The organism is Aquirufa sp. ROCK2-A2, from assembly GCF_054558485.1.
In genome coordinates this window covers 24558-40951 of record NZ_JBPXKA010000005.1, presented here as the reverse complement: position 1 = coordinate 40951, position 16394 = coordinate 24558, and the positions used below count along the sequence as shown (strand labels likewise).

General features: G+C 41.2%; 1 protein-coding gene. It reads right to left on the bottom strand.

Annotated elements, in window-relative coordinates:
- A partial coding sequence (locus V7S76_RS08280; protein WP_459509611.1) for a discoidin domain-containing protein occupies window positions 1-16381 on the bottom strand: 16381 nt, incomplete at its 3' end.
- Window positions 16382-16394 lie beyond the last annotated feature (13 nt).

The window sequence follows — 16394 nt, the reverse complement described above, 5'->3', positions numbered from 1 at the left end:
TGGTGACAATAGGAGTCGCTGGAGTGTTTGGTTGAGCATTTACCGTATCCGTCGTTGCTGTGCTTACGCATCCAGCTTGCGATTTAATGGTAATGCTATAAATACCTGGGTTCACTTGCGTGAAGACTCTTCCTGATTGATAATTCGTGCCATCAAGGCTGTATTGATCCATGTTTACTCCTGAGGCTGCCACCGTAATCGTTCCTGTGGAAACGTTGCATGTTGGTTGAGTAATGGTGACAATTGGAGTCGCTGGAGTGTTTGGTTGAGCATCTACCGTATCCGTCGTGGCTGTGCTTACGCATCCAGTTATTGATTTAATGGTAATGTTATAAATACCAGGGTTCACCTGCGTGAAGACTCTTCCTGATTGATAATTCGTACCATCAAGGCTGTATTGATCCGTGTTGATGCCAGAGGCTGCCACCGTAATCGTTCCTGTGGAAACGTTGCATGTTGGTTGAGTGATGGTGACAATTGGAGTCGCTGGAGTATTTGGTTGAGCATCTACCGTATCCGTCGTCGCTGTGCTTACGCATCCAGTTATTGATTTAATGGTAATGCTATAAATACCTGGGTTCACCTGTGTGAAGACTCTTCCTGATTGATAATTCGTGCCATCAAGGCTGTATTGATCCGTGTTGATGCCAGAGGCTGCCACCGTAATCGTTCCTGTGGAAACGTTGCATGTTGGTTGAGTAATGGTGACAATTGGAGTTGATGGGGAAGTGGGTTGAGCACCAATAACAACATTTGTCGTATCGCTCAAACATCCATTGGCATTGCGAATACGTGCAGTATATGTACCCGCAGTTATTCCTGTAAACGCAGGACTACTTTGATAATTCGTGCCATCAAGGCTGTATTCATCCGTGTTTACGCTTGAGGCTGCAATTGTAATCGTTCCTGTGGAAACGTTGCATGTTGGTTGAGTAATGGTGACAATTGGAGTTGATGGGGAAGTGGGTTGAGCACCAATAACAACATTTGTCGTATCGCTCAAACATCCATTGGCATTTTTAATTCTTACTGCGTAGCTACCACTTGCTACATTTGAAAACACATTTGAACTTTGATATATGTTTGCATTGCTGCTATAAGTATCGGTATTGGTACCTGTAGATGTGATCGTAATGGTTCCCGTGGCAATGGAGCAAGTAGGTTGAACAAGCGTCAACATTGGACGATTTGGTTTGGCAATTACCGTTATCGTTAGTGAATCGCGCTCAGATTCTAATCCATTGAAAGTTTGAGATACCCAATACGTAAAGGTTCCAGGCTGAGATGTAGAGATTGTTGGCGCTGTTGCACTTGCCGTACCACCTGATGCCACTAAATACCAATTCAAAGTAGCGTCTGTCATGGCTGTCGCAGTCAAAGAATTTGCAGAAGCATCTTGGCAATACGTCAGTGTATTACCCGTAAGACTTGGAACAGGCACAATAGAACCAACTTGCAAGCTTAAAGGGGCACTCAAACAGCCATCCGAAGATTCTGCTCTAACAAGGATTTGTGTTCCTCCTACAGCGGTTGTGACCGTTATTGAATTTGTGTTGGAATATCCTATCCAACCGCTTGGTAAGGTCCATTGGTAATTTACGGCTCCTGTCACGGCAGCAACACTGTAAATTTCAATAGCGTTTGCGAGCGGATTCGCATTTCCACTGATCGTCCCAGTTAAGGAAACCGTTTGAGGTTGTGTTTGTACAACGATAGTTCCAGATTGACTGGTACACGCATTTTCATCTTTGGTATAGATAACATAATTACCTGCATTCAATCCACTAAAGATGGTGGAAGATTGGAAATTTGTGCCATCTAGACTATACTGATAATTGGACCCGGTAGGACTTATTACTGTTAAGGTACCCGTTGATAGGGAACAAGTTGGTTGAGTAATACTAGCCCTTGCTTGACTAGGTAATGCATTCACCACCACATTTGAATTTGTGCTAAAGGCTTCACAACCATTACTATCGATGACATTTACTGAAAAATTTCCAGAGGTAGTGGACGTTAAAGTATTTGTCGTTTTTCCAAATAAGTCGATGGAGGAGTCCGTCCATTGATAGCTTGAAATGGTCGTTGACGCTTCATTGGCAAGAGCGTTGGCGGTTAAAGTTGCCGTTGATCCTGCGCAGATATTCAAACCTGGATTCGATTGTATGCTGACAGATGGCAAAGCAAAGGTTTTAAGTTCAGTGGAACAAGAACGTAGCGATTGATTGACATCTGTTACCAAAACACGGTATAATCCATTACTAGAAGCGACATAGCTTGCTAAATTATTGGTTCCAGAAACTGGATTGTAAGAATTTCCGCCGTTTGTACTTACTTCCCACGCATAGGTCGGATTGGTAAATCCTACGGCATTGGCAGTAAAGGTATATGATTGATCGGCACAAATACTCGCAGGCCCAGGAGGCTGCAAGGCTGGTGCGGAAGTTACTTTTGTCTGACTACTCGTCTCAAAACATCCACTTGATGCATCGGTGATTTTAACGGAATATAATCCCAAATCGGTAGCCGTATAGGTGGATGAAGAAACCCCCGAAATCACAACATTATCTTTATACCAAATGTATGTTGGATTTGTTGCATCTGAATTAGCCGTTAAGGTAACGCTTGGGCCTGTCGTAGAACAATTGCTATAATTCATTCCTGAACCTTGCGAAAGCGTAGCTGTTGGAATGGCATTGATTGTCACTGTTGAAGCTAGACTTGTACTGGAACATCCAACAGCGTTCGTAACAAGAACAGTGTATGAACCAGCGCTATTCACCGGAAGTGTAGAACTTGTTGCACCAGCGATAATGCTCCCATCTTTGTACCATTGATTACCAATAGACGCGCTTGATGTTAAGGTGATGGGATTCCCCGCACAAATGCTTAAGCCTGGATTTGCCGAAATGGTGGCAACAGGTGGGATGTCTGGTTGATTATCTACCATGGCGGATCTCGACAAGGAAATGCATCCATCAGCTGATTTCACCGTTACGGAATAAGTGCCAGAGGCGACATTTGTAAAAATAGGAGAACTTTGATAAGTAGTTCCATTGATGCTATACTCGTCGGAATTTACACCAGGGCTAATAGAAATAATACCAGTACTAGAAGTACAAGTCGGCTGGGTAATACTTACTACTGGGGCGGATTGTGGTAATTTAAAAACTACATTGATGGAATCTCTGCTTGCGCAATGAGTTGAGGAGTCGGTATGAACAACTGAATAGATACCTGAAAGTTGTACGTTTAATTGTCGATTGGTTTCGGAAGCGAGAATGGCCGCATTTTTATACCATTGATTTCCATAGCTATAACTTGACTCTAAACTTACCGTATTTCCGCTACATTGTACTTGTGTAAATCCAGAAATACTTGGCTTTGTAGGTAAATCATTGGCAACTACATCCATGGATGCTGATTCCTTACTAATTCCCCCTGAGTAACTTAATTTACATGAATAAGCTCCTGTTTCATGGGCATAATACGTGGATGCATTTGCGTCTGAAATAATGATTCCATTTTTATACCACTGATACGTCAAAGGAGTTGCTAAGCCGTTAAGTCCAACTTGTAATTGAACAGAATCTGGCTTACAGAACGTAGTAGCACTTTGTGCAATGACTGATGGTAAGAGACAAGCGTCTCTGTACCCAGAATTGATGTAATCAGGTTTATTATTTTGTGTGGCAGAAGGACTAAAGTTACTTGCCGCCGCATAAGTGTCATTGTTTTCAAGCAAAGAAGAAAAACCATTGGTACCAAAAGGCCCAACGATTTGGGAATTACCATTTACCGTAACTTTGGCTTTTTGATGGCCCGCTTCCCAAACATCCGCACAGCCATCCCCATCTGAATCAAAATCTTTATCGTCTGTGGTGCCATCTCCATCCGTATCGCATTTTCCAATTCGTTGACTTGGCACAATTTCCATCAATTGAAAACCGAAATTTTCATTGGCGAAAGTTCCTGCTAGGGCATTCCACGTGTATGTAATTTCCAAAGGCTGCAGGATGGTGGCCAATGCATTGTATTGAATTTGAATGAATACTTTGTTGACATCTGGGCCCAACGGACTGGTAAAAGCGGTGGTAATGGTACTTGTAGGAGTAATTACATCCCCTACTCGGTAAGCTTCGCGCAAATAATATTTCTGAGGTATGGCTTTGATAATTCCATTGCCGGCAATTCCTCCGTTGATTTTTAATTTTCTTGGGTGGAACCACCAAGAGCCATTGCCTCCTTCATTGATTAATAATTTCAAGTCCAATGAATTGTAAGGTGCAACTGGTTCAATTTTCAACTTCATGACACGATTGGCCGCATTGGTATTGGCACCATCAGCAAGGAAACCGGATACACTGTAATCTAAATTATTGCCAATCAAGGATTCCGCTTTAGAAAGATTACTGACTGCGATGGTCGTTGCTTTCCCAACAATCAGGCCATTTTGTTTATTCTTGATTAAAATGATATTGCTGGCTGTATTTTCAAATACAAAACCATTGACGGCTGGTTCCACTGGACATTCTACTTGATCCAATAAACCATCATTGTCATCATCAATATCCAAAACATCCGGAATACCATCACTATCTGTATCGGTACAACCCAAAGTAGATTTATCCAAAAATTGATTCGATAATACATAGTTAATTCCCGTCGTAAAATTGTCGTTTATTTCAACTAAACTCGATAATCCATTGGAACCATATGGCCCTAAAATCGTTTCACTTGTCAAATTTAGCTGCTTACCGCTTTGCGATTCCACAGCATCAAAACATCCATCCCCATCCGAATCCGTATCCACCGCATTACCCTTTCCATCACCGTCTCCGTCCGTTTTCTTGATACAAACATCTACGGCCAAACCGAAAAACTCTTCTCCTAAATTGGCTGTTCCTGTATGTTCGGTATTGATAATGAATTCAGCATTTAAGAAAGGTAAGACCATCACCACTTTCCAAGTACTCGCACTTACGGCATAATTGGCTCGAGTCGTGATGATATCTCCAGGATTAATTCCTTGTCCATCGGTATGTGAACTTAGTTGGTCATTGGGATCATAAACCACAGCACCCGCTGGAATATTCCATGTCAATTTGATTGATTGTGCGCCATTGACAACCGCTTGGGAAACGGTATTCCCGTTGATATTGGGCCCCCATGAGACACTTGAAAAAGTCCCATTGGTCGGAGATAAAGAGAATTTTGATTTATAGGATGTATTCGCATCATTGATCAAATAGTAAGCTGCCGTTTTATCGGAAACTACGCTGCTAACCGAACTTAGATCCGTAAATGTTGTTAAAAGAGAGCCTTTGTTTGAACCTGAATTATAAGATCCGCCAAATCCCATGCCTGATCCTGCCGAAATCGTGTAATTATTTACATAGGTAGATAAAGTACAAGCGTATTCGGCTGTATCCAAAATACCATCATTGTCATCATCAATGTCTACTTTATCCGGAATATTATCATTATCCGTATCCGCGCAAGCACTAACAATCGAATTAGCTAGGTAATATGCACTGGTGTAATTAATCCCTTCCGTTTGGGCATCCGTATTTGTTTTTTCTAAATTATTGGCAAAACCGTTGTCACCAAAAGGACCTGAAACCCTTTGATTAGCGCCTCCTATTGTATTGGTGGCTCCCGATTCATAGGCATCCGAACAGTTATCTCCATCCGAATCTAAATCCAAATAATTGGCTATTCCATCATCATCGGTATCTTCCAAACTGCATAATTCAACACCGATTCCATAGGATTCCAACACCACGTTGGTAGAGGTAGTTGCCTTATGATTCGTTTGTAGGAAAAAGGCCTCGTTCAATGATCTGGTATTAAAATCTACTCGCCAAGTAGAGGCCGCAAAAGTGTAAGCCGCACGAGTGGTAATAGTGGCGCCTGGATAAATAACATCTCCTGTTGCATAATTAGATAATTGATCGTTCGGATCATAAATAATCGCTGGCAAATCAGGATTCCAGTTCAATTCAATACTTGTTGCCTCATTGGTATTCGTGGCATTTGTTCCTGTGGAATTGATATTTACCCCAAAACTTATTTTCTTAATCAAAGATGGAGTTGCTGGATTCAATAAGAAGGTTTGTCCAAACACATTATCATTGTCCGTTAGGGTATAATGCAAGCCTCCGTTTCTAGAAATATCAAAAGAGGAGGTTAAGGTTCCTGCATTTCCGGTTGTATAAACTGTCCCTACTCCTACCAAATTCATTTCGTAATTGGCACTCGCATTTCCTTTCACTAACCTTCCTGTCAATGTCTGAATGTTGGTGGCGGTGCTTAAACTTGGAAAGTTGAATTCTGCCGATCCACAGGCTAATTCCTCTGCATCTAAAACGCCATCATTATCGTCATCAATGTCATCGATATCTTTAATACCGTCTGAATCTGAATCCAAACATTTATTCAAAGAGGAAGAATTTGCTAAGTAATAAGAAGGCGTGAAGTTTACTTTAGTGCTACGGGAATCATCTACTTCCAAATTATTCATCAATCCATTTGTCCCTACATTTCCCGATAAGCTTTGTGTAGACGCAGTGGCATTACTAACTCCCGCTTCAAACGCATCCGAACAAGCATCTCCATCGGAATCTAAATCAAATTCATTGGTAATTCCATCCAAATCGTCGTCCAAGGTAGAACAAGCATTAATTTTAAATCCGTATGCTTCCGTCGATAAAGCAGCATCTCCAAAAATACTCGCGTTAAGCTCATAGGAAGTAGCATTCGTACTCATGAAAAGGGTTACTTTCCAAGTTGGATTGGTTGACACATTCCCGTGTACCAAACTCAGATTTTGTACGATCATTTCTCCGTTTCGGACAATATCGCCGGTATTGTGGGAACTTAGCTGATTGTTTGGATCATAGACTACACCGTACGCTCCAGGCCACGAAAGAATAATGTTTTGTGGATTTTGGGTCACAGGGACTGCTTTGGCTGGCGAGTTAAATGGCACATTTGGACCAAAATCGACCGAGCGTATACTTGGAGGAATTTGATTGATGTTTTGTTCTCCAGCGGATGCACTCAGACTTAATTTTAAATTGATCAGGTTTTTATTGCCATCATTGACGATAAAATGAATTCCATTGCCACCATCATAATCCGTTGCGGCGTAGGTTACTCCCGGACCAGACATCGTCACCGAATAATTGATTTTATCACTTTCTTTCAACAATAGTCCGCTCAACACTTTGCTGCTTGCATTAGACACTTGATTGATAAATTGAGGCGTTGAACAATTTTGTTCGATGTAATCCGCAAGTCCGTCATTATCCTTATCAATATCAATGATATCACCTATTCCATCTCCATCAGCATCTGAACAAGCAATATCTTGATTGTTTAAGGCGTAAAATGCGTAATTGGAAACATAGGAAATGACCCCATTATCGGCAAGGGTTTCTTTGGTATTAACTAGACCATTTGCGCCGACATTACCCTCCAAAGGAACAGTTGTTCCAGCTGTTGCGGCGCCTGCCTCCACGGCATCATTGCACCCATCTCCGTCAGAATCGATATCAATTCGATTAACTACTCCATCTCCATCTGTATCTAATTCCGAACAAACCGAAGCGTTATCCCAAGCTGTTAATTTTACATTACTAAATATTTTTTCCGTAGACCCTTTTCCTGATAGCACCAATTTGTACAAGGATTTTCCAGACAAAATTCGATGCTTCAATACGCCATTGACTTTAGCGGTCAATATGCCATTTTCGTCAATATCAATTTCAATTAATTGGTTCGCCGTAATGGTCGTGGCTGGAATATTCCAGTTAGTGGGCATACGACCATATAAGGTAGAGGAGGTAAAATAATATTTAAAACCATTGTCCGTATAATCATTGACTTTCGTTGGTTCTGTCGTTGGAATCAAACCAATCATTCCCTCCACGGCAGAAACGTCGGCATTAAATTCCAGGTGAATAGGTAATTTGAATGTTTGATTCGAATATGAAGAGGTCCATCCGCCAACATTGCCAGCACCTGAAGTTGCAAAAGTGGAAATTTGATTATCAAATGCACCAACCGTTGCATTACCTGCGAAAGTCAAATCATCCAAGATGATGTTTGGATAAACACATGATACTTGCTCATCTGTATCCAAGACGCCATCATTGTCATCATCAATGTCGATATAGTCTAAAACATTGTCATTATCATTGTCCAAGCAAGCAATGCGGCTAGCATCTTTGGCAAAGAATTCATAATTATTGTCGTAATTAACCAGGCCCGATTCGGATGAGCTTTCTAATGAATTGACCAATCCATTGGCCCCCATTGGGCTGTTATATGGAATGGTGGCTGTTTTTGAAGCATTTCCTGCCTCCACGGCATCATTACATCCATCTCCATCCGAGTCGATATCCAATCGGTTCGGCGTTCCGTCATTGTCCGAATCTACATCAGCACAAACAGCAGCAGGTGTGTTGGAGGTAATGATTAAGTTATCGATTTGTTTGGTCGCATATGAACTGACGACAAGCTGGTAATCAGAAATAATACCTTTGAATCTACGTACTTGAACACCATTTACTTTCGCGACAACGACCCCATCCGAAGAAATATCTAATTCAAATTTGGCATTTGCCGCATAGGTTTTGCTAAAATTCCATGCTTTAGGCATGTATCCATAAACATTAGCCCCATTCAAATAAAACTTGTAAGCGCCATCCGTCCAATTGGATACTGTTTTGGTAGCAGCAATAGGAAGCAATCCAATCATTTCAATACCAGTGGTATTTGGAGAGGTAAATTCGAGGTGAATGGGCAGCTTAAATGTTTGTGTACTGTATTTAGAAGCCCAAACATTGCCATTGTTTCCTGTCAAGGAATTTCCAGAAATACTGATGGTCCCATTTCCTATAAATGTTAGAACGGACTTGTCAACCTCTTCATAGCTACATGAAGCTTGCTCATCTGTATCCAAAACGCCGTCATTGTCATCATCCAAATCCCTTAAATCTCCTACCCCATCATTATCCGAATCGATACAAGCATTCAAATTCGCTTGAATAGCAATTTGATACGAATAGATGGAATAAAAATCACCACTTTCAGAAGAGCTTTCTAGTGAATTAGCAAAACCATTAAATCCATAAGGTGCAGCCACGACCCCTTGTGAACTTGTACTTATCGTTGCAGTTCCTGCTTCAATAGCATCACTACAACCGTCATTATCCGAATCCAAATCCAAATAATCGGGGGTGCCATCTGTATCCGTATCTGGCAAAATGGTAGATAAAACACTTACATCATCTATAAATATGTCTTGCGAGATGGTCCCTGTGGAAACATCCGTAAATTTCAAGGTAATGAAGGAAGAAGTTGGCGTAAAAGTAAGCGTATGTGATGTTATGTTTGAACCCGATGATTTGGTAATCGTCGTGGTGCCTAAAACGGTATTATTAGCCCCGATTATTTCCACTTTTATTCCAGATGTAAATGCAGCATTTGCACCAATTAAGCCTACCTTAAAAGTTGCATTGTGAGGCGTATTGGCGGCAACTTTAATCAATTGTCTAGAAATACCATTGGGAGTTAAATCACTGCCGTTATAAACCAATCGACTCGTATATATACTTACATTTCCTGCATTTGTCCAGGCAGAATTCAAGTCGAAGTTGCCATTGGCAACTGCCTGTATGATTGTTTGTTCAACGGTATCAAGGACTCCATCATTATCATCATCCAAATCAAAGAAATCCGACACGCCATCCCCGTCTGTATCAAGACATAAAATGCTGGAAGCATCTTTGGCATACGAATAGGCGGCTGTGAAATTTGGAGTTCCTGATTCTACAAGAGTTTCTAATCCATCCGCAAAACCATTCAGCCCAAAAGGTCCGCTAACTTTGTTCGCCACGATGATACTTGGCACATTGGATTCTATGGCATCACCACATCCGTCTCCATCAGAATCTAAATCCACATTATTTGTTAGGCCATCGCCATCCGAATCACAGTTGGGCCCCTTATCTCTGGATGGAACCAAATAAATATCATCAATGGCAGAATCATCGCCACCTGAAGTATTGGACAAACTCCGAATAGAAATTTTGATAGTTGTACGATTCCCTGAATTAAATTTCCATGAATAAAGTGTCCAGGTATTTGTTATATTACCCGTTCTTCCAATTTGCACTCCATCGATATAAAATCCATAATTGGTGGGAGGATTTTGGTATGCCGCATAAAAACCAAATTCATAATCGGTATTGGGCTCTACAATAACATTTTGAGCCAAAAGGTCATAATTTAACGTATTGGGAACCCATTGATCTACGCTACTTCCCCATCTTGATCCACCAGAACATGGACTATTGCTTGGCCCCCAAATAGAGCCTGTTCCCACTGCTCCAATGGAATATTGTGAGGTCCAGTTGGCATTCCCTGCTGTAAAATTACCGTTAAGAATTAAGTTATCAGGGCGATTAACTTTGCAAACGCCGTACAATGTGGCATAAGTCGGACATTCTGTATCATCCAAAATACCATCATTATCATCATCTATATCAAAATAATCAGCAACACCGTCTGAATCCGTATCCAAACAAGTAGAAATACTTGCGTCAAGAGCTGTTTCGGAATATTTACTGACATAATTAACGACACCGTTTTCGGAAGAAGTTTCCAAACTATTCAATAATCCATTGGCACCAAAATCGCCGGTTAATGGAACAGTCGTATTGACCAATACTGCTCTTGATTCGATCCCATCATTACATCCGTCGCCATCTGAATCCGTATCTAAGGCATTCAACATTCCATCTCCATCGGTATCCACACAAGAAGTAAATGGCAAGGAGAAAATATAGGAGGCTGAATTATTCAAGGCAAAACTTGCTGCTCTGACGAATGTATTGTCCGTTTCAGAAACATCACTATAGGAACTTGGAGCGCTTTGATATTCCCAATTAGAACCTGTCAGAATAAATTTGGTATTACTCGTATTGGCATTATCGATGACATAGGTATCTGTTCCATTGGTCACCAACATCGCATCCACAAATACATAAGATCCATTGGTCCCGGTAGTTGGTTTGATTTCCACCTTGATTCGATTATTCACATCCGGATACACATTGGAAGCCATTAATTTCCAATTACTCACTCCATCGTAACTAAAATTATTAGGTGATATACCATTGGTTTTTTGATCCAAAGTATAATTCACCGTTGATTTTCCTGTGATCACAATTGGAACATTGCTGGAAACCAATTGGTCGTTTGCTCGATTATAGGTGTACACTTTATAAGCGCCAAGCGTACTACACTCTTCTGCATCGAGCACTCCGTCATTATCATCATCGATATCGCTTGAATCAATAACTCCATCCCCGTCTGTATCTGTGGTATTTTTGATTAATCCTATTTTCAAAAATGGTTTATCATTGCTAAGATCAGCGTTGACATTAAATACTCGAGATGCGCCTGTACCTTCCTCGGCAAAAATGAAAGAAGAAGTTCCTCCATTGGCGAAATTGCCATCATCATCCATCAATAAATACAAGGTATTATTTTCGAAATAAGGAGAATTTTCAAAAGCAGGAAGCGTCGTCGGAAATGAAGTATTTCCATAAGCGGGCAAGGATATTTTAACAAATCCGACATTTCCCGTTTCGTTTATTTTCCAAGTACGATTAAAGAGGTATTTATCACCCACTAAATTTGAATTGATGCTCAATTCCCCATTATCATCGCCTACCATCAAAAACGATTGATCGGAGGCCAAATCATTGTTATTCCCAGAACGATTACTAGGCGCAATAATAGAGTTGTTTCCAATAATCAATAATCCCGTTGTATTCACGGATTTCGATTGTCGTTGATGTAGGAATTGACAATCCTCTCGGCCAATACCGAAAATATTATTGTTGTATCCTGTATTATTAGCTATGCTCCAAACAACGGTATTATTCAATCCTGCGCTATAATCATGGTCTAAGGTCATTCCATATTTGATGGCCAAATAGGTTCTAATTTTATTTTTTTGAGACGTCGATAAAGCCTGATCATAATACAAGACCTCTGCAATTTGGCCATTGAAAAGACTCACGTTGCTTGCGTTGGACCGCACTCCTCCCATAACAATGTAATCTAAGGCGGGTGTAATGGTCACATTTCCAAGTCCCGTAGTTTTGGTGTTGGAATAATAGGAGGTTATGTTACTATTATTGGCCCTTAGACTCAGGTCTCGACCGCCATTCATAAGCTGCCACTGGCCTTGAGAAGCACTTGCTCCAATGATATTTACTTGCGTCGAAGCGATCGCCAATGCCGGTTTATTGGTGGTAAAAAATGAAGTTGTAAAATTGGAAGAAGCGGCATTGGTCCCAAAACCAAAGATGTTGGGATAGGTGGTCCCAGCCGTTGGATTAACTACGACAAATTTCTCATAGCTTTGATTGGCAATATTAAAATTGGTATTGGCAAAATATTGGTTGGTCCCATTAAAGCTATAAGATGGATTAAAATTTAACTCTTGAGAAGCGGTGTTGGGATCAGTAAAGGTAACATTATTCGGGGCGGTTAAATCTCCGACACTTCCAGCTTGGTCTTCCCAAATGGTCGTTGGATTTGCTCCTGGTTGATCTGCCTTGTACCACAAAAGCGGACCTGCATCTACACAACCGGGGCCATCTAAATCTTTCGCCACGGTAAAATATTGCCCATTGACTAAGTCGGCATTTACGTTCCAATATTTGCCATCAAAAGTCATGGCCACCAAAGGATCGCCATCGGCAAAATTGGTATTATTACTGACGACCAAATACAATTTTACTTCTGTGCTAATGGCATTAGGAATAAAAGCCTTTGTTCCGGCTTTTCCTGAGGCAAAACTCAATTTGACAGAACCAATAGTCCCTGTTTCTTGAGCTTTCCATACTTTATTCAAAATGGCATATTGTCCTACTGGAGCGCCTATAGCACCAAAACGAGGAGTTAATCCATTGTCTCCTACGATTAAATAACTTTGATTATTGGCAATATCATTACCACTCGTCGATGTATTGCCATTTGTCCAATCAATGATATTATTATTACCAATGGCCAAAATTCCCGTATTATTTTCGGACTTCGATTGGCGTTGATGCAGGTTCTGGCAATCGTCTCGTCCAATACCAAAAATATTATTGTTGTAACCGGTATTGCTTGAGCCACTCCAAACAGTGCTTCCATTCCCCATGGTAAATGTGGCATCATTGGAAGCAGCCGTACCTAAAGTAATTCCATATTTAAGGGCAAAATAAGATTCGACCTTATTCAAATCGGAATTGGATAATTTGGAATTGAAATACAATATCTCAGGAATGGGACCTTGCCAAAAACGTCCAGGAAAACCAGCTTGATAGCTAATTGTTCCCAATTGAGCGCCTTTTGTACTGTTCCAAACAGCCAAATCGGGCATGGAAGGCACGGTTGCCGTGGCTTTTCTCCATGGACTCGCATCGGTAGCCGTCGCACCATTCAAGCGCCATCCGCCGCCTGCATCATTAGTCATTCCGGCGGAAGCCCAATGCAAGGTTGATGTACCCGCGTGGAAATAGGGCGCAGTTACACCCGTTCCTCCTTTACCTCCATACAATACATGGTTGTAATCAGAGGTTAATTTTTGGTCTTCTTGTAAGGTAAAAACGGATTTTGCTCCTGTGATCGTCGCTGTGGAAACATCCATCCAATCGCTGGTACCATCATACATCAACGAAGGATTAAAGTTTAATACATTTTTCTTGAAGGTAGGTTTCGCCGTTGAGGAGGTTTGAATAAAATGATTGGCCGCCACCATATCTGAGAAATAAGATACAGTACTACCATCCGACAAATCCAAATTATCAGATGTCCACCAGCCACTAGCACCCACCACGCATCCAGGCGATGAAACAGTAGGAGCCGTGAGGGTAAAATAGTTTTCACCAGATGCGAAATCTACATTACCTTCCCAACGTTTATTGACTGAATTATACGTTAAATCAATGCTCCGATCCAACCCATCGTTAAAATCGGTATTGGCCGAAACAAGAAGAGTTATTATTCCTTGATTGATCCCTGGCAAACGTAGGGGCGACTCAAAACTGTTACTTGCAAAACTAACTTTCACAGAACCAATCGAGCCTGTTTCTTTGAACAACCAGGTTCTTCCTAACAAACGTTTGTTTACATTCGAGGCCGTTCGAGTCCACGCAATGGATCCATTATCATCTCCTGTTACTAAAAAGGAATTGTCTGTCGACAAATCATTTCCCACCGAAGAATCATTTCCCAAAGAGGTATTAATTAAATTGTTGTTTCCAATCCAAAAGAAATCAAACGTACTCGCCGATTTAGCTTGGCGTTGGTGTAAACCCCAGGAATCGTATCTTCCGATACCAAAAATATTTTGGTTGTGTGGGGAATTTGCGGAGGTGGCAAAAAGAGTTGTCGCGGCCGTATTGCCATCTGGAGTAGTTCCTACAATATAATTTTCACTTTTTGAAATACCATATTTAAGGGCCAAATAAGTTTCAATTTCAGCACTTTGTGTACTGGTAGGTAGGTTATTAAACAAAATTATTTCACCAATAGGGCCATTCCAAAATCGGGATTGCCCAGTTTGAAAACCCAATGTCAATGCATCTGCTGGAGAAGTTAAGGTGGAGAATTGGCTAGCAATTAAATTGGGCTTTCCTGTTCCAATGGGACCAAAATCATAGCTTGAAGTGGTGGTGGCAGATGCCGCATTTTTTTTCCAAGTCCCTACATTAAAGTAATTTAATTGGCCAGTTACCCCACCATGAAAACCTCTTCCAGAGGAGGCATACAATAAGTGATTATAATTTCCCCCAGTCGGAGTAACATCTTGCACGACCCAATATGCTTGACGAATCGAAGATATATCCGCAAAATCATACCAAGTGCCGGTTGTGGTATTTCCTGTATTGATGGAGTTAATAGCGGGATTAAAATTCAATTGATTCGTTTGATAAGTCGCCTGATTATCTAAATCTGCTTGCTGAGCATGATTTGCATGGGAACTTTGATCCGTCAATTGAGATATTTTCGAGTTATCACTCACTGCAGTAGAGGTTTTGGTATAAACATCCACCCGCATGGCTCGGTAGGAGAGTCCAAAAGCGCCTGGATATATTCGAACATACCGGCAACTAACGGGCGCCTCAAAATCAGAATATTTGAGGGTAACATTGTCCGAATTTCCATCAAATCTCCCAAGATTTGTCCAGGTAACATTATCGTTAGAGACTTGAACCGTATAATCAATCACAAAACCTGTACCACCGACAGCCCCTAAGGTAACTACACCATCGATGCTTTGGACCGAACCCAAATCCAAACGAATCCATCCTTTGGGAGCTACGGAATTATTTCCTCCATCCGCTGCACTGGAAATCCAGCCGGTGGCTGTTGAGGATAAAAGTGATGTCGCGACCGTCCAGTTGGAAGCCCAATCGCTGGAAGATAAACGATTGGCGGCGCTAATATTTTTAATAGTATAAGCCACATTTTTATTGTTCCCATCTGCTTTAATCCAAAACAAAGGATCCGCAAAGGAAGAAGAAGGTTTAAGCGCAGGACTTGCATTAGGTGTCAAAGTGTACACTTTATTTACCCCTGGCCAAACCGTATTATTATCTATCGAAGCATAAGTAGATGCGATGTCTGCTGCCGTGGAAATTGTCAACAATTCAAGAACGGACAATCCACCTAAACCAACGGAAGAACTCAGCGTAGATGTTGGTGCGGAGCCATATAAAAATTCGATTTTATTGGATCCTTCGTATAATTTAATTTGATATTTGGCGCTTGTTGCGGCATTGGAGGCATAAGCAACCTTCCATTGTACAGTTAACTCTCGATTAGGTGCTGAGCCGCTCAACAAATAAGAAACACCACCCCCAGAAGCCACCGACCCCGTATAAGTACCGTCCCACCAAGCGTAAATTTTAGGAGTATTGGTAACGGAGTTGGCATTGTTTGCATTTTCTGTTGTGACAGCCGTTCCACCTAATTTTAACAATCCAGCCGCATTTACGGAAAACTGCGTGTAATTAATCCCTTGATATTTGAAGGTAAATCCAATGCTTGTGACAGAAGAAACCGCACCAATTGCCGATGCGCCAGATAGTAAAGTGGAACCTCCTGTGATTTCTGTAAAAGACGATAAAGAAGTAGAAAATTTGAAATTAGAAAGCTGAGCATTCGCCAAATGTGTACTGAAAAATAAGCACAAAAAGGCAAGGCAGGAATAATTAACTGCTTTTGAAATTGAGTTTTTCAAAGAGCTGACAAACCAATAAATGGACTTTAATTGGAGATGCAAACTTCGCATAATCAATGATATCATTAGAGAGAGAACA